The organism is Mesobacillus maritimus, from assembly GCF_023715205.1.
In the GTDB taxonomy this organism is placed as follows: Bacteria; Bacillota; Bacilli; order Bacillales; family Cytobacillaceae; genus Mesobacillus_B; species Mesobacillus_B maritimus_C.
In genome coordinates this window covers 224,709-248,127 of sequence record NZ_JAMBNR010000005.1, presented here as the reverse complement: position 1 = coordinate 248,127, position 23,419 = coordinate 224,709, and the positions used below count along the sequence as shown (strand labels likewise).

At 38.8% G+C, this 23,419-nt stretch carries 18 protein-coding genes, 17 tRNA genes, 1 rRNA gene, 1 pseudogene and 1 riboswitch; of the genes and pseudogenes, 5 read left to right on the top strand and 32 right to left on the bottom strand.

The genetic code is table 11. The annotated features are described in order from the left end of the window. Positions 1-244 precede the first annotated feature (244 nt). From M3182_RS09430 to M3182_RS09405, 6 genes are all read right to left on the bottom strand, one after another. On the bottom strand, positions 245-889 hold the full coding sequence (locus M3182_RS09430; protein WP_251432661.1) for an NAD(P)-binding protein: 645 nt from the start codon (positions 887-889) through the stop codon (positions 245-247). A gap of 27 nt (positions 890-916) precedes the next feature. Continuing rightward, entirely contained in the window at positions 917-1,213 is a 297-nt protein-coding gene (locus tag M3182_RS09425) for a DUF6958 family protein (RefSeq protein ID WP_251432664.1), read from the bottom strand. Positions 1,214-1,282: 69 nt separating this feature from the next. Then, positions 1,283-2,080 (bottom strand): DUF2705 family protein, encoded by a 798-nt coding sequence (locus tag M3182_RS09420; protein ID WP_251557837.1) that lies wholly within the window; start codon positions 2,078-2,080, stop codon positions 1,283-1,285. Positions 2,081-2,096: 16 nt separating this feature from the next. Continuing rightward, positions 2,097-2,894 (bottom strand): ABC transporter permease subunit, encoded by a 798-nt coding sequence (locus M3182_RS09415; RefSeq protein WP_251557835.1) that lies wholly within the window; start codon positions 2,892-2,894, stop codon positions 2,097-2,099. 4 nt (positions 2,895-2,898) lie between these two features. Beyond that, entirely contained in the window at positions 2,899-3,783 is an 885-nt protein-coding gene (locus tag M3182_RS09410) for an ABC transporter ATP-binding protein (protein ID WP_251432672.1), read from the bottom strand. Positions 3,784-3,795: 12 nt separating this feature from the next. Next, positions 3,796-4,419 carry a TetR/AcrR family transcriptional regulator gene (locus M3182_RS09405; protein WP_251432674.1) on the bottom strand — a complete coding sequence of 208 codons (624 nt, stop codon included), beginning with the start codon at positions 4,417-4,419 and terminating at the stop codon, positions 3,796-3,798. 174 nt (positions 4,420-4,593) lie between these two features. Here M3182_RS09405 and M3182_RS09400 point away from each other — a divergent pair, with 174 nt between their 5' ends. The 3 genes from M3182_RS09400 (at position 4,594) to M3182_RS09390 (ending at position 8,697) form a co-directional block, all read left to right on the top strand. After that, on the top strand, positions 4,594-5,712 hold the full coding sequence (locus tag M3182_RS09400; RefSeq protein ID WP_251557832.1) for an NAD(P)/FAD-dependent oxidoreductase: 1,119 nt from the start codon (positions 4,594-4,596) through the stop codon (positions 5,710-5,712). A gap of 392 nt (positions 5,713-6,104) precedes the next feature. Continuing rightward, positions 6,105-8,162 (top strand): metallophosphoesterase family protein, encoded by a 2,058-nt coding sequence (locus M3182_RS09395; RefSeq protein WP_251557830.1) that lies wholly within the window; start codon positions 6,105-6,107, stop codon positions 8,160-8,162. A 124-nt stretch (positions 8,163-8,286) separates the two neighbouring features. Beyond that, positions 8,287-8,697: a VWA-like domain-containing protein gene (locus M3182_RS09390; RefSeq protein WP_251432682.1), complete on the top strand. Its 411-nt coding sequence runs from the start codon at positions 8,287-8,289 to the stop codon at positions 8,695-8,697. A 69-nt stretch (positions 8,698-8,766) separates the two neighbouring features. On the opposite strand, the gene M3182_RS09385 is transcribed toward M3182_RS09390, so the two are convergent. Further along, entirely contained in the window at positions 8,767-9,807 is a 1,041-nt protein-coding gene (locus tag M3182_RS09385; protein ID WP_251557828.1) for a VanW family protein, read from the bottom strand. Between the two features lie 249 nt (positions 9,808-10,056). Between M3182_RS09385 and M3182_RS09380 the strand changes: the two genes are divergently transcribed. Together M3182_RS09380 and M3182_RS09375 are read left to right on the top strand one after the other, a co-directional pair. After that, positions 10,057-11,208 (top strand): iron-containing alcohol dehydrogenase, encoded by a 1,152-nt coding sequence (locus tag M3182_RS09380; protein WP_251557826.1) that lies wholly within the window; start codon positions 10,057-10,059, stop codon positions 11,206-11,208. 93 nt (positions 11,209-11,301) lie between these two features. Continuing rightward, positions 11,302-12,720, top strand: a complete 1,419-nt coding sequence (locus M3182_RS09375) for an NAD-dependent succinate-semialdehyde dehydrogenase (RefSeq protein WP_251432691.1) — start codon at positions 11,302-11,304, stop codon at positions 12,718-12,720. A 115-nt stretch (positions 12,721-12,835) separates the two neighbouring features. Here the strand turns inward: M3182_RS09375 and M3182_RS09370 are convergent, their stop codons facing one another. The 25 genes and pseudogenes from M3182_RS09370 to M3182_RS09250 all read right to left on the bottom strand — a co-directional run bounded on the left by M3182_RS09370 (position 12,836) and on the right by M3182_RS09250 (position 23,386). Then, positions 12,836-13,918, bottom strand: coding sequence for a GGDEF domain-containing protein (locus M3182_RS09370; protein WP_251432695.1), 1,083 nt, complete (start codon positions 13,916-13,918; stop codon positions 12,836-12,838). 151 nt (positions 13,919-14,069) lie between these two features. Continuing rightward, on the bottom strand, positions 14,070-14,579 hold the full coding sequence (thiW, locus tag M3182_RS09365; RefSeq protein WP_251557824.1) for an energy coupling factor transporter S component ThiW: 510 nt from the start codon (positions 14,577-14,579) through the stop codon (positions 14,070-14,072). Between the two features lie 109 nt (positions 14,580-14,688). Then, a riboswitch (TPP riboswitch) is annotated at positions 14,689-14,798 on the bottom strand. Between the two features lie 53 nt (positions 14,799-14,851). Continuing rightward, positions 14,852-15,823, bottom strand: a complete 972-nt coding sequence (locus M3182_RS09360; protein WP_251557822.1) for a bile acid:sodium symporter family protein — start codon at positions 15,821-15,823, stop codon at positions 14,852-14,854. A 209-nt stretch (positions 15,824-16,032) separates the two neighbouring features. Further along, positions 16,033-16,704, bottom strand: coding sequence for a DUF3885 domain-containing protein (locus M3182_RS09355; protein WP_251432704.1), 672 nt, complete (start codon positions 16,702-16,704; stop codon positions 16,033-16,035). 260 nt (positions 16,705-16,964) lie between these two features. Next, positions 16,965-17,696: a polysaccharide deacetylase family protein gene (locus tag M3182_RS09350; protein ID WP_251557820.1), complete on the bottom strand. Its 732-nt coding sequence runs from the start codon at positions 17,694-17,696 to the stop codon at positions 16,965-16,967. A gap of 235 nt (positions 17,697-17,931) precedes the next feature. Continuing rightward, positions 17,932-19,145: pseudogene (locus tag M3182_RS09345) on the bottom strand (ISL3 family transposase). A 239-nt stretch (positions 19,146-19,384) separates the two neighbouring features. Further along, positions 19,385-19,500, bottom strand: a 5S ribosomal RNA gene (gene rrf / locus M3182_RS09340). A gap of 17 nt (positions 19,501-19,517) precedes the next feature. Beyond that, positions 19,518-19,591, bottom strand: a tRNA-Ile gene (locus M3182_RS09335). An 11-nt stretch (positions 19,592-19,602) separates the two neighbouring features. Next, positions 19,603-19,678, bottom strand: a tRNA-His gene (locus M3182_RS09330). A gap of 25 nt (positions 19,679-19,703) precedes the next feature. Beyond that, positions 19,704-19,779: transfer RNA gene (locus tag M3182_RS09325), tRNA-Phe, on the bottom strand. 53 nt (positions 19,780-19,832) lie between these two features. Further along, a tRNA-Asp gene (locus M3182_RS09320) sits at positions 19,833-19,909 on the bottom strand. 25 nt (positions 19,910-19,934) lie between these two features. Continuing rightward, a tRNA-Met gene (locus M3182_RS09315) sits at positions 19,935-20,011 on the bottom strand. 37 nt (positions 20,012-20,048) lie between these two features. Then, positions 20,049-20,141: transfer RNA gene (locus M3182_RS09310), tRNA-Ser, on the bottom strand. An 8-nt stretch (positions 20,142-20,149) separates the two neighbouring features. Continuing rightward, a tRNA-Met gene (locus M3182_RS09305) sits at positions 20,150-20,226 on the bottom strand. Between the two features lie 33 nt (positions 20,227-20,259). After that, positions 20,260-20,335: transfer RNA gene (locus tag M3182_RS09300), tRNA-Ala, on the bottom strand. A gap of 9 nt (positions 20,336-20,344) precedes the next feature. Further along, a tRNA-Pro gene (locus M3182_RS09295) sits at positions 20,345-20,421 on the bottom strand. Positions 20,422-20,427: 6 nt separating this feature from the next. Further along, positions 20,428-20,504 (bottom strand) — tRNA-Arg (locus M3182_RS09290). Positions 20,505-20,582: 78 nt separating this feature from the next. Then, positions 20,583-20,668 (bottom strand) — tRNA-Leu (locus tag M3182_RS09285). A 10-nt stretch (positions 20,669-20,678) separates the two neighbouring features. Continuing rightward, a tRNA-Gly gene (locus M3182_RS09280) sits at positions 20,679-20,750 on the bottom strand. Between the two features lie 95 nt (positions 20,751-20,845). After that, positions 20,846-20,930, bottom strand: a tRNA-Leu gene (locus M3182_RS09275). A gap of 123 nt (positions 20,931-21,053) precedes the next feature. Beyond that, positions 21,054-21,129, bottom strand: a tRNA-Lys gene (locus tag M3182_RS09270). Between the two features lie 8 nt (positions 21,130-21,137). Next, positions 21,138-21,213 (bottom strand) — tRNA-Thr (locus tag M3182_RS09265). A 36-nt stretch (positions 21,214-21,249) separates the two neighbouring features. Beyond that, a tRNA-Val gene (locus M3182_RS09260) sits at positions 21,250-21,325 on the bottom strand. Positions 21,326-21,395: 70 nt separating this feature from the next. Beyond that, positions 21,396-21,470: transfer RNA gene (locus M3182_RS09255), tRNA-Glu, on the bottom strand. 362 nt (positions 21,471-21,832) lie between these two features. Beyond that, entirely contained in the window at positions 21,833-23,386 is a 1,554-nt protein-coding gene (locus tag M3182_RS09250) for a class I adenylate-forming enzyme family protein (protein WP_251557817.1), read from the bottom strand. Positions 23,387-23,419 lie beyond the last annotated feature (33 nt).

Below are 23,419 nucleotides of genomic sequence, written 5' to 3'. Positions count from 1 at the left end.
AAGAATACTGAGATTATGAAATTCGGGTACAACTTTCCTGATCATCGATTCATAGAAGATCATCGGTTTTAGTTTTATGATACAAAAGTAGATAATAAAAAAAACCCGCCGTTTGGCGAGCTCAACATGTAGCGATAGGTGAACTTGTCCAAGTTGGTTTGGGAAGTTACATGAAAGGTATATAAATGGTCCTACCTAAATTAACAACAGAAAAAACGGTTTGGAATCCATCTATTTCTACTATTTATTCTCCCTTTTTAATTTTGTCTTTCAATAAGGTTAGGTAGCGTCGATGCCTTTCGATTACGTTTCCCGCTTCGGTTAATTCGATGAACTCGTCATCTAACAATTTCTTTAGAATTTGTCTTCGAACTTGTGGATCTTTAACGGTCTGTTTCACTTCGCTTCGACATTGTTGTAGAAATGTTATATATTCGGCATAGGTCTCATCGTATTTTTCCATTAGTTCTGTTTTTATTTTTTTTGCCAAGCTCGGACTTGCTCCAGATGTAGATACAGCAATGGTTAGCTGACCTTGCCGAAACGAGGATGGGACGATAAAATTGCTTGCCACAGGGTCGTCAACTATATTTAATAATTGAAACTCATTGACTGCTTCCCTCACATTTTTGTTAACGTCATGCTGGTCTGTTGCCGCAATGACCAGAAATGAGTCGTTCACGTCAGTAGGTTCAAATTTCTTGTTAAGCCAAGTTAGTTTTTTCGATTGTTCCCAATCATGGATTTGCTTTGTGATTTTTGGACTAATAACAATCACATTCGCTCCTGCTTGTAACAGTGATTTGACTTTACGTTCAGCTATCGTTCCGCCACCTATTACGGTCGCTATTTTCCCATTTAATTTAATCATGGCAGGATATTCATTCATTAGTAAAACTCCCCCATCTGACTATGTTTATGGATGTACATCCGTTGATTTACGCAAATACTGTAGTTTTTGGTGTTGAAACCGTTCTAATAAACCCTTAGCTTCAAGGTCAAGCTTAACAGCTGTTACATACCAAGTGATGGCCCCATCAAATTTGCCTGTAAGTCTTTTATGTACTTCTTGTGTCAATTGCTTATATGAGATTTGATCATATTCCTCAACAATCTCTAAAATGACTTGTTTCATAAACTCGTACTTATCTAAGCGAATCGTCGCACCTTGTTTCCCTGATTGTGGATTCAACAAAGTAATCTTTTCACCCATTTCTACAACTCTCCTTTTCGCAGCAAGAACCATCCAAAAACTGGATGGCGCCTGTCGCCTTACAGATTTTTACAGATTCAAGTCTTTCTTTTGGTAGTAGATATAAGATATGGTGGTTAGTGCAATTATTAGTATTCCCGTGAGACTAACGTAAAACGGTTCTAGTTGATGATGATTGATAATTGACTCTGCTTCAAAATATTTAAAAGGGGTTACGTATTTTAACAAATCCGGGTTTCCACTTAAGTTGATTAAGATGGAAAGAATAAATAGTAATAGCAGAATGGCCGTTGCAACTGCGGAAGCTTTGGTTGCATTGTTAGAAAAAACAGCTATTGCTGTCCCCATAATTAGGAATAGGACCTGCAATAGAAACATTCCTATCATAAGCAAATAAATCGTGCCTGTTGTTTCATCTACTCCTGCATACCTTTCTACAATTATAATAGAAGAAACTAATGTAACCAAATTAAATACAAGGAGTTGGACTAGAGCAGATACCATTTTCATACTGATGACAGTGCTTCGAGAAATTGGTTTAACCAATAAAAACTCCGCTGTTTTATCTCGTTCCTCTTTGGCGATCATGTTGGAACCAAGCATCACAGCATGAATCGTCGCCATTACGATTAAATAAACATACAACAAGCCATAAAAGCCGATCGCTGTTGATAGGTCAAAACTAGCAGTCCCCATAATCGCCTGTAAGGACGCGGGCATTTCAGACATTAATTCATTTATAGTGTCTCCATTGCCATTCATGCCTGCATATTTACCCATGCCTGCACCTACCATCACAAGCACACCAATACACCAGAAAATAAGCGCCTTGGCATTTGCCTTCATTTCTCGTTTTACGATGTTCATTTATATCCGCACCTCCTTATACAGAATGAATGTCTTTTTTTCGATATATAACAAAGCTCAAAATCACCGTTAAACAGATGATTGCAAGGCCGATTCCTATATATTGCATTTCATAGTTTAAATGTTCAATAATATAATAATCATTCACGTAGTTAAATGGAGTGAGATAACGGAGTCCCTCATCATCTGTACTAGAACTAATCATGCCAACGATAAAGAAGGCAAATACTAGCCCTAAGGAAACTGATATTACGGATTTCACTCTCGGTATAAAAACAGCCGTGAACATTCCGAGTCCGAGAAAAATCAGTTGTAAAAAGAAGAGTGAAGCTGCGATCATCCATAACCCTTGCCTACTATAATCCGCTGTTTTAACTATTTCAACGGTTACAATTACTGAAAAAAGAAATAATAGATTTGTGAACAATAAAGATGTGACAGCAGCTAGTAGTTTCGAAGTCAGTACTTGCGTACGTGTCACTGGTTTCGTAAAAAGGAATTCCGCTGTTTTGTTTCTTGTTTCCTTCGATACAATCGATAAACCAAGATTCATCGCCTGGACAGCACCACATAATTTTATATATAGAAACGCATACGAAAAGTACCCAAGAACATTGGTCAACGTTTCAAACGTTAAGCCTATCGCTCTTGTTAATTCTTCGGGAAACCCTTCAAGGACTTTCATAAATTCATCGGCATCACGCGAAAATGCCGGAAAGAGCGCCATGAATAAAATGACAATGGCGACAATCGATATTGACCATATAATAGTCGGCTTTTGATACGCTTTTAATTCTTGTAAAAACATATTCATCGCCCTACTCCTCCCGTTGATAGAAATGCATAAAGATTTCCTCAAGATCGGGTTCCTCGACCCATAGGTTTGCGATTTCAATGTTCGCAATTTTCTCCGTAATCGTGTTAATATTGCCTTTAAAAATAAACGAAACTGTTTTACCGACTATTTTTAATTGATTAACGCCGTCTACTTTAAAATAGTTGAAATCGAGTTCAGAAATAGTTTCTAGTTTGAATTTTTTATAGTTGTTCTCTTTAAGGGTGCGGATTTTTTCTACTTGAACAATCTTTCCTTCTTTAATAATCGCGACTCGATCACATAATCGCTGAACCTCACTTAAAATATGGGAAGAGAACAGAATTGTAGCACCTTTTTGATTCTCTTTTTCTAGTAAATCAAAGAAGCGTTGTTGCATCAGTGGATCTAGACCACTAGTAGGCTCATCTAAAATGATTAATTTTGGTTCATGTAGCAACCCTTGGACAATGCCGACTTTCTTTTTATTCCCCAATGATAAGTCATCGATTTTCTTTGTTAAGTCAAGTTCCATGATTTCTGCTAATTCTTTTATCCTTTTCGTACAATCTTTCTTATAAAAACTAGCAGAGTATTTCAGCAAATCCTTGACTTTCATATTGTCATAATAGAATACTTCTGATGGCAAATACCCGATTTCTTTTTTTATTTCGGAAGCATACTTCACAACATCTTTCCCAAAGATGGTCGCATTACCACTAGTCGGATAAATCAAGGACAAAAGAAGACGAATTGTTGTCGACTTCCCCGCTCCATTTGGACCAATAAATCCAAAAATTTCCCCTTCTTTTACTTGGAAGCTAACATCTGAAATTCCCCTAGATTTCCCGTATACCTTGGTGAGATGATTGATTTCAATGACATTCATCGGTATTCCTCCCTATTTATAGAAAGCACGTTTTAACATATCGATATAAACATCTGCTTCTGCAAATTCCCTGGTAAAGTCTGCTTCGCTATTCCTCAAGCCTTTCACTCCCGACATCACTTGATTGCCATACCCTTCAAGTGTCCATGAGATAATATCAATCGCCTTATTCATATCGATACCTTCTTTAAACTTCGAGGTATCAATGTTTTCGAAAATCCGGGAATAACTTCGGGCCATTAGGTCAAAATGACTCGAAGTCAATTCGTTTTTAATTTCACTTGATGTTTCAATATATGCCGACATATAAAAATCAAAAATCTCTGGGTACTTTTTCATCAGATGACTTTTGGAAATCATAATTTTCTTTAAACGTTCGAACACATCTCGCTCGGCAAAATGCTCACTCGTGAAAAATTCCTTCATCAAAATTTCAATAAAATACTCGTGTAAAAACAAATAAAGCTCTTTTTTGTTATTAAAATAATGAAACAATAAGCCTTTGGAAATACCAGCTGATTTAACAATTTCATTCGTTGAAGCACGATCAAAACCTTTGTTAGCAAATTCATTTAAGGCAGCGTTCAGTATTCTTTGCTGTTTTTCTTTGTGTAGGTTTAAAAATTTAGAAGTCAAAGCAAGGAACTCTCCTTTCTCCTATTGACCACATTGGTCAATTCCATTATATTTCTGATTGACCAAAGTGGTCAACGGAATTTAAAAATTGTTGGTTACAGTTTGTGTTCCTTTTCGAAACACTTAAAAACTGTATAATAGGAATTAAACACAGGCAAGTAAGGATGATGGAAAATGAACAAAATTATTGTTGTTGGAGCTGGGATTGTTGGAGCTTCTACAGCTTATCAACTATCAAAACATAATGTGGAAGTCGTCATCGTCGATCGGAAAGATAGAGGGCAAGCGACAGATGCAGCGGCTGGAATTGTTTGTCCTTGGTTATCTCAACGACGCAATCAAGCATGGTACCAATTAGCAAAAGGAGGAGCTAAGTTTTACCCGTCACTGATTAAAGAATTAAAGCAATCGGGGGAAAATAACACCGGTTATGCTCAAGTCGGAGCCCTTAGCTTACATAAAGATAAAACAAAATTAACAAAACTAGAAGAACGAGCGGTAAAGCGCAAAGAAATGGCACCAGAAATGGGAGAGATTACATCACTCAGTGAACAAGCAACAACTTCCTATTTCCCCCCTATTGATTCTGAATTTTCATCCGTTCATGTTAGTGGAGCTGCTCGTGTCGATGGCCGAGCACTTCGAGAAGCTTTACTACAAGCTGCGCAAAAAAATGGTGCAAAACTTTGCTATGGTAGTGCTGAACTTATTTCAGAACACAACCGAGTTACCGGTATTCAACTTGAAACCGAAGTAATTACTGCTGACAAAATAGTCGTATGTACCGGCGCATGGGGAAAAGAGACATTGAAACCGCTTGGAATTGAGTTTCAGGTAAGTTTTCAAAAAGCGCAAATTATTCACCTGAATCTTCCAGACGCAAACACAAACGATTGGCCTGTTTTAATGCCACCTGGCAATCAATATGTTCTTGCATTTGATAATGGCAGGATTGTTGCTGGTGCTACGCATGAGGATACCGAAAAATATGATACAAGGGTAACTGCTGGAGGCTTACATGAAGTGTTTAATAAAGCATTAGAGACAGTCCCTGGAATAGCAGACGGAACCTTCGTTGAAGCTAGAACTGGCTTTCGACCGTTCACACCAGGATTTTTGCCCGTGTTTGGCCAAGTTCCTGAATGGGAGAATCTATTTATTGCCAATGGTTTAGGCGCTTCTGGATTAACAATGGGACCTTATATCGGTTCAGAACTCACGAAAATTATCCTTGGATTTGAACCTGAAATTGATGTGAGTGCATACTCTGTTGATAAAGCCCTCAAACAGTAAAAAAAACTCTGAACCTGATCTGTGCAGGTTCAGAGTTTTTTTTTACTTAGAAACTGTGAAATTCTAGTTCGAAAGAAGAACACTTTTCGAAGCAAGGTTGTGACTTTACTCCTTCTAACCACTTTATCTCCTCGAATAATTCAAAGAATCGTCATTTTTACCTTCCAAACAAAGACCCACTATTTGATTTACACCTCCTATAATTAGGTAATTGTTCCCTCTCTATCAACGATAAAACACAGTTTGGGCCAAAGGTGAATAATCTATCTCAAAGGAAGTGCTCTCCCCAACGTTATTTTTACAGAAAGATAATAAGTTAGTAGTATTTTAAAAGATTCCTAGTAAGAATCTTTTTTAACGATAATTTACGAAAAACGGAGCAGTGATACATCATGAAATTACCTGCAATCTTATCTGGCCCAATCGTTCGACGTGTTGAAAAAAAGCAAGCTTTCATATGGGTTGCTACGAGCGAACCTTACGAAATCACGACAGTTCTTTACCAAATTTTGAGAGGGTCTGGTAAGAAACATTTTCAATACCAAGCTCTCCCTCACCATACTTCCACGAAAACTATACGATTTGGAGAAAATTTATATCTTCATTTAATCCAATTGATACCGGACGAAGCGCTATTTCCTACACAAACCCTCATTGGGTATAATCTTTATTTTTCAGATGGAGAAGAAACTGTTGATCTAGGAAGCTTTGATTTATTGAATCCAAAAAATCCTGATTCCATTGTGTATGGAGGTTTAAAATACCCTACTTTTTTCATTAATGAAGGACCTCGAAACCGTACACTATATGGTTCTTGTCGAAAACCACATGGAGAAGGAAACGATGCATTAGCAATCGGTGACGATGTTCTATGGGAAACTTATCTAAGCCTTGAGGAAAGGCCATCTGCCCTTTATTTATTAGGCGATCAAATTTACGCAGATGATATACCTGGCACACTCGCCCCTTTTCTTTTTTCACTTGGAAAAGTATTAGTTGGTGAAAGCAAGAAAACTCTATCCAAGATTGAACCACGATTATCCGAGAATCCTTACCAACAACAACTCTATAAAATAAATGGACGTAAAACCATCATGAACGATTTATGTCATTTCACATCAAGGAAAAGCGACAATCATCTCATTACTTTAGGTGAATATGCAGCCATGTATTTATTATCGTTTGGACCACAATTATGGGAGAACATAAATAAGGAACTTTTCGAGCAATTCCTAGAAGGAAAAGAATATTTCATACCAACAAATCTAACTGATGATTTAGACAGTATTGCAAACTACACACTAGGTCGACAGGATGCTAAATATAATGAACAACTAGTCCAGATTGAGCAGTTTCAGAATTCTCTTCCACAAGTTCGGCGTCTTCTTGCTAATACTCCGACCTATATGATGTTTGATGACCATGATGTGACAGATGATTGGAATATTTCATACGATTGGAAGCAGCATGTTTGGGAATCGCCATTAGGTCGACATGTAGTTTCAACTGCACTTACCGCCTATTGGGGTTTTCAAGGATGGGGCAATAATCCAACGGCCTATGATAAATCTTTCCTTAAAAGTGTTCGCAAATATGTGGGTTCACTGAAGCCAGAAGGAAAAACCTATAAAAAGTGGATTAAAACTATGTGGCAATTTGATTCTTGGTCGTTTATTGCACCAACAAATCCGAAGACGGTGTTTCTAGATACAAGGACACAAAGGCATTATTCATTACCAACCGAGGGGAAATCAATTAGGAAGCAAATAAAACAAGAAATAGAGGGACCTGAGTTGTTAAGCGAATCTGCTTGGAACAAAGTAACTCAACAACTAGTGGAAAGCGGTTGGAAATCTGGAACAGCTTTGATCGTGATTTCACCTGTTCCTTTTTATGGAATTGACTTGGTTGAAACCTTCCTACACCGGTTTGTCTCACCATTACGACTTGTTGGCTTACCTGTTAAAACATTTTTCGATATGGAAGCTTGGAAATATAGTGGCCGTGGATTTACGCGTTTTTTAAAGACAATTGCTCATTGGAATCCAAGTGCATGTATTATTTTATCGGGAGACGCACATACTGCTTCATCCACCGTCTCTCATATTCGCCATGATGATCAACAACAAGCAACATTGATTCAATTTACCAGTAGTCCCCTTAAAAACCCAACCTTTGCTGGGTTTCCTGGTGCTCTTCTAAAGGGAGCCGTATGGCTATTTGAAAAGAGTTCAGGAACAAGGACCATCTACCGAAGCTGTGACCCAAACTTCTCACTTTATCAGAGCACGGGTCGGGCCCAAACTCTTAAAACAAAAAACCTCTGGTCTGAGAGCATTCAATATCTACCAATGGAAAACGGAACTCTGCTGAAAACAAACAATAATCTTGGCCTTTTATCATTGAATGGAGCAACAGAGATCAATAATAAGTTTCTTGAAGATAATTAATCCGCACAACATAGTCTCCCCTTCTACGCCCTAAAAATGTCAGTTCCTCATTTGATAATGTAGTTATAGCTTACACATGCAATAGAGATAATAAAGTCGTTGACTCAAAAAAGGGGGTTATTTGATGAGATGGCAAAGGGAACTTTTAAAGATTATGCAAAATAACCGTGACAAAAAATTAGCACTAGTGATTGATACGTCTAGTAAGCAAACCGATCACCAAGTCATCGATAATGTTATTAAATTCGTCGGGGAAATGAATCCGGAAACACAGCTGATCCAAGCAGACTTCAAAATCCGAAGCATTCAAAATATTAAGGAAGCAAGTGAAATTAAATATTTTAATCATGGAAAGTCATCGTATACAGAAGTATTTGAATGGGCGAATGAACAAGAAATTGAAACTCTCTTATATGTGACCGATGTGACTGGGTTTTTATATGATGAACTGGAAATTAAACCGTTTGTGTATTGGCTTATCCCTGATGAATATAAACCGAAAGTTCCTTTTGGTAGACTTTTAAATGTTGTATAATCAGTGTGAATCCCCTCAAAAATGAGCAGCAAAAAAGCCTTTTCACTTCAAGTGTGAAAAGGCTTTTTATTAGACAGCTTGCTTAATCTGTTTGGCGTTTTCCTCTGAGGTCCTAACTTCAATGATTAACTTACCGTTTTTATCGTAAATAGCATTTAACATAATTGGTACACCAGTTGTATTTAAGAATCGGAAATCTTTCCCACCATAAGATACTGTGGCATCTCTTCCTTCTGGGACATAGCCAACGGATAATGAATGATGGTGCCATTCTACATAATCTACTCCTAATTTATCGACAGCATTGAATAACGTAGACGATGTTTGGCAGATTCCTCCACCAATCCCCATTACCAGCTTTTTATTCACAATCTCTTGGGCTGGTTGGTAACCATGTTCTTCATCACTTGGGCCAACGGTTGTATTAAAGGAAAAATGATCACCAATACCAAGGATAACATTATCAATTGCTTCAGCAGATAACTCGATATTCTTATTTCTTCCTGTTACCGATGGATTAAAGTAAGTTGTGTAGGACGCCAAAACGACTTGATCTAATGTCGCCGCTTCACTTTCTTCATATCCACTTGCAGTAATATACAAAGGTAGTTCTACTTCTCCACCTTCTTTAGAAACAGTCAAGATACTGTCGACCAGTTCAGCTTCTTCAAGAACAATCGTCGGTTGGCCTTTGATAATGTTTCCATTTTCATCGAGTTTGTCCGGTATATTTCTTTGATCATAACCTGGTTCAGTATCCGTTCCCCGAGCGATCTGTTTGGCCCATTCCGAGAGTTCTTGCTCATACTTTTTATTATCTGTTCCATACCCTAAAACCTCAGGGACAATGGTCCGAATCACCTGATCTTTAGCCGGATCGATGACATCGACCGTCACTGGAACTGCTGCTGGTTCTTCGATGGATGGAATGTCAATTGGTGCATCTTCCACTTCTTTTTTTGCTTCTTCCTTCTGTTCTTCGGTTGCTTGTGTCTGTTCGACTTTCTGCGGTGGTTTCTCTTGTTCTTTCCCTGTTGCCGTAGCACATCCAGTTAAACCTACGAAACTACAAATTAATAAGACCAGTAAAAACCATGAATTTTTCCGCATTTTTACCCCCATCCCGATATCTCTTTATCGTCCATTGTTCCTATGGTTTTCGGGAAACCACAGGAATATATTTACATTCACTTATTTTATTCGCAAGATTTCTAAGTATTCCTGCCTACAATTATGTTTCTTTGCAATTTGTTTACAAATATTTTTTAATTTTCAATAAAATTACAGGAAGAGTAATGTAAAATAGGACGTAGAGTAGTATTAGAATTTATTTTATTCGTGCTGAAAGGAGATAAAAAAATGAACCAAATTTCAAACTTCAAAGTCGCCAATAAATTGATAACTGGTAAAGGTGCAACAGGAAAAATTAATGAAGAACTAAAAAGATTAGGAGTGCACAACCCTCTTATTGTTACGGATGAGATACTTGTAAACCTTAAAGTAGTCAACCAAATAACAGAATTCCTTCAGGACCTTTCTTATGGAATATTCAGTGGAGTTCAACCTGAGCCGGAAATACACCTTGTTGAGGATTGCAAAGTAATGTTTTTAGCAGGAAATCATGATGGGTTGATCGCAGTTGGTGGAGGCAGTGCGATTGACATTGCAAAGGCAGTATCTGCTTACGCCACTTTTGACGGGAAAATTGAGGATTTGTTTGGCACAGACCTTGTGCCAGCAAAAGGTGCACCAATCATTGCGATCCCAACGACAGCTGGGACTGGGTCTGAAGTAACTAATATCTCTATTTTATCTGATACGGAAGCTCAACTAAAAAAAGGAATTGTCAGTGATTACCTCCTTCCTGATGTGGCGATTGTTGCTCCAGAAATGACGGTTACAATGCCGAAATCTGTAACAGCCGCTAGTGGAATTGATGCCCTCGTTCATGCGATCGAAGCGTATATCTCAGTTTATGCTTCCCCTATCACAGACTCCTTAGCACTTGGCGCAATGAAAATGATTGGAAAATATTTACCGAAGGCGTATGCTGATCCAAATCATATAGAAGCACGGGAACAGATGGCAACGGCAAGTTTGATGGCTGGGATGGCATTCGGAAACGCAGGTGTTGGGGCCGTTCACGCGCTTGCTTATCCGTTAGGTGGTCGCTACCATATCCCCCACGGTGTAAGCAACGCCCTTTTGCTTCCCTATGTCATGGAATGGAATAAGATTGCCTGCAGGGAAAAGTTTCGCGATATTGCCGAAGCTTTAGGTGCAAAAACTGTCGGGTTATCGGATGTAGAGGCAACCAATGTGGCCGTTGCTACAATGCAAAACTTATGTCAAACCGTGAATATTCCAAAGGGATTACATCATTTTCAGATTCCACAAGAAGATATTCGTTCGATGGCGGAAGATGCTGCTCAAATTACCCGTCTATTAAAAAACAATCCTCGAGTTTTATCAGTAGATGAGATTGAGCAAATTTATCAATCGGCCTATTAAACTAGACATTGGACAGTTTTTTTAAATTTTACTAGAATTTTAATGGTAATCATATAATTTTCCAGACTCAATATGTCCAAAAGGAGGAAAAGAATGAAGAACTACTTAATGTATATAAATGGAGAATGGACTGGAAGTGATCTTGACACTTTTGGGGTGACCAATCCCGCTACTTTGGAAACAATTGCACATGTAGCTAATGGTGGAGCAGCGGAAGCCAATTTAGCTGTCGACGCAGCTTATGAAGCTTTTCGTAGCTGGTCTGAACTTACGGTTTATGAGCGGTCAGAGATGATTTGGAAATGGCATCGTTTAATCGACGAACATAAAGAAGAAATTGCAAAAATCATGACTACTGAACAAGGAAAACCATTTAAAGAAGCACTTGGCGAAGTCGCATACGCGAACGGGTTTATTTCGTGGTATGCGGAAGAAGGAAAAAGAATTTACGGTGAGTCCATCCCTGCTTCGGTAAAAAATAAAAGACTATTTGTTCAAAAACAACCCGTTGGAGTCGTGGCCGCAATTACGCCATGGAATTTCCCAGCAGCGATGATTACTCGTAAAATTGCGCCAGCTTTAGCAGCGGGCTGTACAGCCGTTATTAAACCTGCTGAGCAGACTCCTCTTACCGCATTCAAGATTGTGGAATTAGCTGTGCAAGCTGGTTTCCCTAAAGGGGTTATTAATATCGTTACCGGCGATGCACAAGCCATTGGCCAAGCTTGGCTGAGTGATCGTCGCGTGCGTAAATTGACTTTTACTGGAAGCACAGAAGTTGGTAAATTGCTTATGCGTGGTTCTGCAGAGACCGTTAAAAAGGTGTCGCTTGAATTAGGCGGACACGCGCCAGTCATTGTCATGGATGATGCTGACCTTGATAAAGCGGTTAGTGGCGTTATCAGTGCGAAATTTAGAAACGCTGGACAAACTTGTGTTTGTTCAAATCGAGTCTATGTCCATGAATCGATTGAAAAAGACTTTACGGCAAAATTAGTTGAGAAAACACAACAACTCAAGGTCGGAAATGGCTTAGAAGAAGGCGTAGATATTGGTCCATTGATTGATGAAGCGGCGGTCTCAAAGGTTAAGAGTCATATCGAGGATGCAGTCCAAAAAGGCGCTAAAGTAGCAACTGGTGGAAGGGTTGTGGAAGACCTTTATTTTGAACCAACCATCCTCACAAATGTGAATGAAGAAATGTTATGCATGACCGAAGAAACATTTGGACCCCTAGCTCCTGTCGCAACTTTTAAAACCGAGGAAGAAGCGATTGCACGTGCGAATGATTCTGACTATGGCCTAGCTGCCTATGTTTTCACAGAAAATATAACACGTGGGATTCGCATCAGTGAAGCTCTGGAATATGGAATCATCGGGTTAAACGATGGCTTGCCATCTGTTCCCCAAGCACCATTTGGTGGCTTTAAACAAAGTGGACTTGGACGAGAAGGTGGACATTATGGAATTGAAGAGTTTTTAGAAGTAAAGTATATTTCTCTAGGCTTGTAAAGAATGGTCATCACTGGATGCTGTCTCAAATAGGTTTTTCTGCTTATTAGTTTATAATTTAATACATAAAAACAGAGCAATGCCACCAAAATACGGCTGTTGCTCTGTTTTTATTTTATGCACTTACAGATGAACATACTTTATTCCGTCCACTAAATTTTGCTTTATATAATGCATCATCCGCCTGTTTTAATAAATGTTCCGCTGAGTAAACTGTTTCCAAATACGTCGCAACACCTACTGAGATGGTAATGTTTGCCTCACTAAGATCTGGAAGGACAAAGCAATGCTGTTCTACTGCAAATCGCAGTCGTTCCGCTAAGTAAACAGCAGATGAATGAACACAATCCGGCAGTAATACGGTAAATTCTTCGCCACCATTTCGCGAAATAATATCATGCGAGCGCGTATATAATCTTAATAACTCCCCTACTTGTCTTAAAATTTCATCGCCTGCAGCATGACCGTAAGTATCATTCACTGTTTTGAAATGATCAATGTCAATCATAAGAAGAGTTAGTTTTTGATCCATCTGTCTCCCTTGTTCAAGTAATGAATTAAACACAGCATCAAATTGACGGACATTGTTTAGGCCAGTTAAGAAGTCTGTTGTTGACTGTTGTTTCATTTCCAAATAAGCTTTATTCGATTGGTAAATATAATTAGCAAATAAAAACACTAACAATCCAGCCGTTACCGAAATAGTCCAATATATGACCATTAATTTGTAAATTTCTTTCGTTGAACCTAATAGTAAAAAGAACATACCAGTTAGCAAAAACATGCTAAATCCAACCATTGCCATCCACTTTTTTAGATCAGTTGTTTTGCAATTACCAATGTAAACTGCTCCGATTGTCACAATCAAAAAGACAATAAGTACAATCGTAATCGTGAATGATGAGGCATTAATAAATAATATTCTGTTTACCAGAATGATAATGAGCGAAACAATGGCGGGAATCGCTCCACCATATAAGGTAGCAAGTAGAATAGCAAAATGGCGAAAATCCATAATGATCCCTGGCGCCAATTGAATGCTGAAAAACATCAATAAGGATCCTAGTAATCCGGTAAGAAATCCGAATAGAAGCTTCTGCTTTACCGTTTCGATATATGGATATTTTTTAAAGAGGATTCCACCGATAAATAAAAAAGTCACGAGAATGCATACGTTGATAAATAATTCTTTTAGCATTATTTCACCTTAGAAAATTGGAATAGAAGATTATTATAATCGGTTTCTATTAAACTGAACATCCCATTAAAAAGATATTGAGACCAAATGAATAAAAGTATGACAAACATGTGAACCCAAAAATTGGATGGTGCCTGGCACCATCCAGTTTTTAACTATTAACCGAATTTTTCTCTCCAATTTGAAATACCCGTTTTCGGGCAAAGGCCATTACAAGAACTGCTCCGAGAAAAGCTCCAACTAGAGAACTAATTATAAAACCAGGAATAAAGCCTAATAGGGTAGCTTCCTGGCCTAAAATCAATGCTGCAATTGGGTATGACGCGATTGCCCCTAACACCCCAGTACCAACCACTTCCCCGAAGAAAGCCATATAGATCCTTTTCGTTTTTGCAAATACTAACGCAGCCAACAACGCACCAATCATACTACCTGGAAATGCAAAAATCGAACCCGTCCCCATCATATTTCTTAGAAGCGAAACAGATAACGCTTGAGCCACTGCATAATATGGTCCTAAGAGAACAGCAGAGACAACATTAATCAAGTGTTGAATCGGAAAAGCCTTTGCAAAGCCTAAAGGAATATAAAAGACATGACTAGATAAAGTCCCCATGGCAATCAACATCGCTGTTAAGGTAAGTTTATATGTTTTCTTCATATTCGTTCCTCCTCTTTTTTGTAAGTATCGCTTAAAATCTAATCCCTCCCTCTTTTGTAGTATATAAAAAAGCCAGACCCAAAAATTGGACCTGGCTTAATAGCAAACTTAATCTCTTAAGCTACTTTCCTACGCTGGTATAAACCAGATCAGGTCCAAAGGGTTAGGAAACCACTTGCTTCCCTCTCAGCCCAAACCTGGGCACCCCTAGTAGTTTTCACACTATTCATTTTCTTTTACATCATATCCATTAACATCTAGCTTGTAAAGAGTTAATTCTGAATTGAATGACCATTAGCTAGTATTTGTCTATTAAAATATCGTTCGACAAACATTCCATAAATTGACGCCAGTACCTGCTGAAACAGCATTGCAATAACAACAGGTACAGCAACAGCCGGCGGAAAATAGGCTATGGCTAAAACCGCACCAGCACTAATATTTCGCATTCCCCCAGTAAACGTTAACGCAACAACGGTCTCACGTTCCCATTTAAATCCTCTACCAATGATAAAGGCAAGCAAATATCCTGTAAACGCAATAAAAAAGACGGTTAATGTAATGAAAATTAACTTTACATCAATATTCCGTAAAAATGGTGCTACCGTAGCTCCATTAATCATAACAACGATTCCTAAACCCATTTTAGAAAAAGGAGCCAATTTCGGACTTAGCGTTGTTTTGGCCTTTCCTTTTGTTAATTGATTAACAATCATCCCCGCAATTGACGGGAGGACGATCATCCACAATAGCCCGTTCATGATGCTTAGCACATCCATTTCCACTTTGCTCCCAATCAAGAGTGACAATGTGAACGGGACAATGAATGGTGATAAAAACGTATCAAGCAAAATAATTGAAAGTGTAAGTGGAATATTTCCTCGGTAGATGGTGACCCATATTAAGCTGGAAATTCCTGTTGGAATCGCCATTCCTAGTACTAAACCAGTAATGATCTCAGCATCGCCACTAAAAGTCAAATGCCCAACACCCCATGCCCACACCGGCATGAATAGATGAAGTACAACAAAAATGATTAAAAGTGGCAAAGGATGCTTCAAACTTTCTTTAAAGGAAGAATAGTTTGAACCTAAACTTCCCGCAAAAGTCATAAATGCAAAGATCCAAGGAATTAACCCTGAAAATCCAATGAAATACTCCGCAAAGATTACTCCAATTACAACACTAGTTGGAGTGATAAGGGGCATGAATTTTTCGAGCTGGTTATTAATAGTGGTTAGCATCTTATTTATCACTCCTTTCTGAAAAGACAAAGCCTCAAGAGCTCGACAAAGAGCAATAATGATTTATGTAGGACCCTTGCTTGCAAATACAAAATGTCATAAATAACTTTATTTCACCAAATAAACAAGCCAGTAATGGATACTGGCTTTCTCTTATTCTATAAATATACATTAAATTTAGGAAAAGTTGGACGAAAACTACTAATCTTTTAAATTTCTGTTTGAAATAAGCGATCCATTTGCTCGCGGTCATATTCGAGAATCCACGGATTAAATTCGTCGTAAAGCGCTTTAAGTTGAATTTTATCAGATGCGAGAACGTCACAGCCCCTATCATCGTATAAATGGAAAATCACTTTCTTACTATTATTAATAATGTAAACATCATAGCCTACTTCTAGATGATTTTTCAGAATCGTATTTGGTTGTGTGAAATCTTCATAAAGAATCGCTTTTAAAAGTTGTGAATATCTCAAATCTGCTTTTCTACACGGAAGAATAAACCGGTGTTTCACGGATAACTGTTCCTCATCTGCTTCTTCGAGCGAAATTGGCATAAGGTAATGATGTAATTTATAGAGAACTTGGCGGAATTTTACATACTTCCGGTAAATGTTTAACGGACGGCGCTGTAAAAAGATATTACTTGTTTCCGCATATACATCAGAGACCACGAGAATTTCATCTTGGTCTTCAAAAATTTGATTAAATATGCTCACAGCACGTTTCAATGCATGCTCAAAAAACTGACTTTTATTGTGATCAATGGAGGAATCCGAAATCGCAAATCGGAGACTATTTTTCCAATCATAAAATAAACCTGGTGCCAATTCCATCCCATCAAATTGATCCTGTAAAAAGCTATCTAAAACTCTCTTCATCCTGTCCCTCCATCCTCCGCGGTTTTTTAAATCATATTCGTTACTAGTAGACCTCATTCATTACAAGGAATTTTACTCTAACGTAAGCATATCCCACGAATGATGAAAGTGCAATTTAATAAAGGCTTTAAACCCTATTATGCAAAGTAACGGAGTACAAGAATTTATTTATTTATCAAGCAGCAATTAAAAAACCTCTGTCACAAGTAACGTTTGTCCAAAAACAAAAAACGAACCCTGTTAACTGAGTTCGTTGCTCCTTACCTAGTCTCAACTAACTTGATAAATTCATCAAGTGTTGTTGAATATTTTATATAGATACGAGGCAAAAGGTAAAGTTCATTCTTCCCTCCTTTAGGAAGATAAGGACCAGGGGTCGTTGTGAGGCCGTATTTATAGTACTTTTTTGTTTCATTAATGATTTGATTATTAAAACTACCATATGGATAAGCAAGTGCAATAACTGGTTTACCTGTCATTTTCTGAATCCTATCCTTCGCCCCCTTTAATTCCTTTTCAAAATTTGTTGTTTTGGTTAAATCAGGGTGTGTAGCGGTATGAGACTGAATTGAAAATGAACCAGAATTTGCAAGATTCCTTATCTCATATGCAGACAAGCGGTTCGACAGCCCGATAAAGTCCGAGATAACAAAGATGGTTGCTTTTGGGTTAAATTGTTCTGTCCTAATTTTGTCAAAAATCGCTGCAGTACGTAAATTATTTTTATATCCATCATCCAAAGTTATAAAAATGGGTTTATCCACTTCATGAATCCTATCCCAGTTCTCAAATGTCAACAGAGTAAAACCATGATCACGTAAATACACCATCTGCTTTTCAAAGTTTTCGGGAGTCACAAATAGCTCCTTTGACCCTTGCCCAGTGAACTCACCGATGGAGTGATAAATCAAGATTGGCACCTGATGCTGAGCACAAAATGGAAAAGGAAAAACAAAGAATAAACATGTAAGTAAAAACAAAGTCTTTTTCAAATATAGTCCCCCACTTTAGGCATTATCACGGTGGTAAACATTTCGCATTAAACACTTTATGTATTAATATGCCGCAAATGAAAGGATTTGTTGCGGAGAAGTTAAATATGTATACAGATCAATATAAGAAGAGAGATTTTAGATATGGCCAGCATTAATGAGGATATTCCTTTCCAAACACACAGAAAAACAGGTTCTCCGTCAAATGTTGGGGTGATGACTAATTGTCGTCACCCTAACCAATATGAAGTCCAATTCCTTTATACTGATGTGACAATAGTATTTTTGCTCGAAAGCGTTCAAAACTTCTGAATCCATAGGCATTTCGCTTGAGCACCTTCGTTGAGTTATTTATCCCCTCTAAAAAACCATTAGAGTAGTTGTAGACAAAACTATTCAGGATTTCTGTCTGCCAATTCTGGAATGTCCCAATAAGATTCACCATCTCAGGGATGCCAGAGGATTTTAGTGACTCATAGAAGAGCTTCAGCTCTTCCTTTACCACACTTATTTCATTTGTTCCAATTTCTTTCGCTTTTGAAAACCACTTCCGGTATTCTTCCTTTAACTTATATGCTTTCCTTAGTTCCTCTGACATTCCTAAGTACCTTTCTAAATGCCAGCGTTCATCTTTTGTAAGCTGTTCTTGCGCCTTATGAAAAACATATCTCATGCGCTTGCACTTCTTACGATCATACGGGTGAAAGTTCTTTTGAATCCTTCTTCTGACCCCATCCAGTGCCCAATAAACATATCGGCAAAAATGAAACCGATCGGCTACATTCACCGGTTTACCTAAAGCGCTTTGAACAGCTGCTTTAAAGGAATGACTCATATCCATAATAACAACTTGAACTTGATTTCCATGTCTTTGAAGATAATGCTTAATTGTACTCTTGTAACGATTGGGAAGTATATCTAGTGGTTTTTTTGTAATTCCATCGGCAATTATAAGCTGGTATTTTCCCTCTCTTGTATCACCTTTATATTCATCAATGGCAATGACTGGAGGTAGTTCTTCTACTGGTTTTACTTCACCTCTAGCTAGCTGATCAAACCTTCGGACAATGGTCGTAGCTGACGTTCCATAATTGTCCCCAATCTCTTTAAACGTTTTTCCTTTAATGGCTCTAATACCAACAGCTTGATTCCACTCAATAGAGGTACGTTGATACCTTTTAACAAAACTATTCCTCTCTGAGAAGCGCTTACCACAATCGCAAACATACCGCCGGCGTCTATAAAAAATTTGTGTCTTTCGTTCAAAGTCTTCAGGTGTTGAATTTTTTGAACACGGTAATCATGTACACGAGAGGTTCTTGATTGACAGCTGGGGCAACGATGAGTTTTGCGTTCCATTTCTACGAAAATACGTATAGTTTCCTCAACTTCCTCCACTCGCTTAATAACGACTTCTTTTAAACCTGGTAAACTTATGCTAAAATGCACTTACACGCAACTCCATTCATACTTGTTTCTCGACAACTCAAGTATAAAAGAATTGGATGTTTGCGTGTTTTTTTATGCTTTCATAGTTGTATTAGAACCCCAACAAATATTATAGAGCCGAAAACAAAAGGCCGTTGTTGTAAAGAGTGTTGTTAAAACCTTAACTAATTTTAACGTAATATGTTTGAGAAAAGATCAAAACAAAAAGAACAGCATTTTTTCAGCTGTTCTTTCTGTCTGCCCGGCAACGTCCTACTCTCACAGGGGGAATCCCCCAACTACCATCGGCGCTGAGAAGCTTAACTTCCGTGTTCGGCATGGGAACGGGTGTGACCTTCTCGCCATCGTTACCAGACTTTTTAAAATTTGTGATGGGCCTAAGTGGACTCGAACCACCGACCTCACGCTTATCAGGCGTGCGCTCTAACCAGCTGAGCTATAGGCCCATTTTGTAAAGTGGAGCGGGTGATGGGAATCGAACCCACGAATGTCGGAGCCACAATCCGATGCGTTAACCACTTCGCCACAACCGCCATATTGGCAATTTTGTATAAAAAATGGTGGCTCAGGACGGAATCGAACCGCCGACACATGGATTTTCAGTCCATTGCTCTACCGACTGAGCTACTGAGCCACACGACATAATCTATTTCAACAGCACAAACACATGCTGAAGTTTTATTATGATGGCGGTCCGGACGGGACTCGAACCCGCGACCTCCTGCGTGACAGGCAGGCATTCTAACCAACTGAACTACCGGACCAAAAATATTTTGCTTTTTAAATATTTGGTTGCGGGGGCAGGATTTGAACCTGCGACCTCCGGGTTATGAGCCCGACGAGCTACCGGACTGCTCTACCCCGCGATAATATTGTATAAAATATTAAGTAAGAAGAATTCAATGGCGGAGGAAGAGGGATTCGAACCCCCGCGCGGTTTAACCCGCCTGTCGGTTTTCAAGACCGATCCCTTCAGCCAGACTTGGGTATTCCTCCATCATATTTGGTAGCGGCGGAGGGGATCGAACCCCCGACCTTACGGGTATGAACCGTACGCTCTAGCCAGCTGAGCTACACCGCCATATTAGTATTTTTAATTAATATAAATTGAAAATGGTGGAGCCTAGCGGGATCGAACCGCTGACCTCCTGCGTGCAAAGCAGGCGCTCTCCCAGCTGAGCTAAGGCCCCATTTTATAATGGTCGGGAAGACAGGATTCGAACCTGCGACCCCTTGGTCCCAAACCAAGTGCTCTACCAAGCTGAGCTACTTCCCGTTAAACTGGCGCGCCCGAGAGGAGTCGAACCCCTAACCTTTTGATCCGTAGTCAAACGCTCTATCCAATTGAGCTACGGGCGCATAATTTTATTTACAGAGTTATTTTCACTATCGTGATTTTATGGAAGATTATTTTCACTATCGTGAAAATAATCTTGATGCCGAGGACCGGAATCGAACCGGTACGGTAGTCACCTACCGCAGGATTTTAAGTCCTGTGCGTCTGCCAGTTCCGCCACCCCGGCCTAGAATAAGAGCGGAAGACGGGATTCGAACCCGCGACCCCAACCTTGGCAAGGTTGTATTCTACCACTGAACTACTTCCGCATATAGGGTAAACTCTTTTTTTAATACAATGAATAAAGTTTATTTTCGCTGTGGCGTTTTAAAGGATGATTATTTTCACTATCGTGAAAAAATCATGGTGCGGGTGAAGGGAGTCGAACCCCCACGCCTTGCGGCGCTAGATCCTAAGTCTAGTGCGTCTGCCAATTCCGCCACACCCGCAAAGTTGATTATTTTTACATAGGTGAAAAAGTGGTAAGTTATTTCGCTACCGCTATTTTAAAGGATGTTTATTTTTGCTATCACAAAAAGTAGAAAGTTATTTTCACTATTGTGAAAAAACTATGGTGAGCCATGAAGGACTCGAACCTTCGACCCTCTGATTAAAAGTCAGATGCTCTACCGACTGAGCTAATGGCTCATAAAAAATGGTGCCGGCCAGAGGACTTGAACCCCCAACCTACTGATTACAAGTCAGTTGCTCTACCAATTGAGCTAGGCCGGCAAATATTGAAGAGTATTTTCATAAATGAAAAAATCATGGTGGAGGATGACGGGCTCGAACCGCCGACCCTCTGCTTGTAAGGCAGATGCTCTCCCAGCTGAGCTAATCCTCCACATTGTAAATTATCTTCTCCTAATAAGTTGAAATTAAGGAGAGTTATTTTCGCTAACGCGAAAATACTTTGGTGACCCGTACGGGATTCGAACCCGTGTTACCGCCGTGAAAGGGCGGTGTCTTAACCGCTTGACCAACGGGCCAGAACATTATTATTATTATTATTATTATTATTATTATAGTAAGAAAAGGTAAATAACCTTTTGGGTGTTTGCCTGGAGACGAGACAACTTACTCACACAGGGGTAATCACTAACCACCAGCTGAGCTGGGAAGCTTAACTTCCGTGTCGCTGACGACGTTTATTAATATACAATATGCATTATTACATCGTCAATACTTTTTTATAAGTTTCCTAGATTTATTTAACATAATTTATTGAATAGCTTTTTATCATGGTAGTTTCTCGCGTTTAAATTTATAAAGATTCGATATTATACTACTAGTCCTCAAAAAAACTGTCTATCTCCGAATTTAAGTGATAGACAGTTTTTATCATGCAAGTTCAAACTCTTTGATTAAATGTTTCTCGTAGTTTATACTTTTGAATTTTTCCTGAAGGTGTTCGTGGTATTTCTTCAACGAAGTAGACTTTACGTGGCTTTTTATAACTGGCAAGTTGTTTTTGGCAATGAGATACTACTTCATGTTCGGTAAGATCACTCTCTTCTTTCTTGATGATAATCGCACAAACTGTCTCAATATATTTCGGATCTGGGATTCCAATAACAGCTACATCCACAATATCTTGGTGATGCATCAAGACATTTTCAATTTCCGCCGCATAAATATTTTCGCCACCGCTTCGTATCATATCTTTCTTACGTCCAGCCACTATCAAAAATCCATCTTCATCGACTTTCCCTAAGTCCCCTGTATAGCACCATCCATCTATAAATGTTTCTGCATTCGCTTCAGGTCTGTTCCAGTATCCTTTGCATACTACCGGACTTTTAATGCAGATTTCACCTACTTCCCCGGCGGGCAGTTCTTCTCTTTCTTGATTGACCACTTTTACTTCTACCATTGGCAATGGCTTTCCCACTGTATGACCTTTTATTTTTGCGTCTATTCCGTCTAGCGATGTTCCGATTGGTGTGCCTTCTGTTAATCCATATACTTGAACAAGCCCAATTTGCGGATAACGTTTCTGTAATTGTTCAATGGCCCAAGGGCGTACTGGATCACCACCTGAATAAATGGTCTTAATTGAATTTAACGGAAATGTTTTTTCAGATGTATTATGAAGCAATTCATAAATCATGAAGGGAAACAACATTAAATCTGTTGCTTTTTCTTTTTCTGCGATAGAAAGTGCATGTTCAATAGAAAAGTCACCACTCTTCATCGTAATGACTGTTCCGCCTGCTAAAATAGTAGGTAATGCGAAATCCTCCATTGCTCCGACATGGTATAGCGGTCCTGTTGTCATCGCAATCGTTCGATTACTAATCCCCCACTTCATGATTTGCATCGAACAAAACCACAATGTATTGCTATGTGACCAAAGTGCCCCTTTTGGACGACCAGTTGTACCTGAAGTGTACATCAACATAACAGGATCTGTAATATCTACATCTGAACTTGCGTTAAATGACACATCACCACGCTCAAAGATTTGCCAATCTAGCGCCCAATCTGGTCTATCTATTCCGTTACTTTCTAAAGATATATATTCTTTAACGGGCACTTTATCTTTAATTGGTTTTAGCGAATTTTTTAATTCAGAATGAAAACACAGAACCTTTGTACCTGAATCATTAATAATAAACTTTAATTCTTCGCTGGAAAGCCTAAAGTTTAGCCTTACTGCGATGGAACCAAGCTTGGCAATCGCAAAGTAAAGAGCCCAGTATTCTAATGAATTATATAATAAGATTCCGACACGGTCTCCTTTTTGAACTCCTAACTTCTGTAGGGTGTGAGCATATTGATTTGATATTTCATCAAGCTGTTTATACGTCCACTTTTTTTCACCTTCAAAGATCAAATCCACTTTCTGTTTATCAATGATACTTGTCGATCCTGAAATGCGCTCTAACATATGTGAAACATTCATTTTACTATACACCCTCCTTCTGTTCTAATCGTC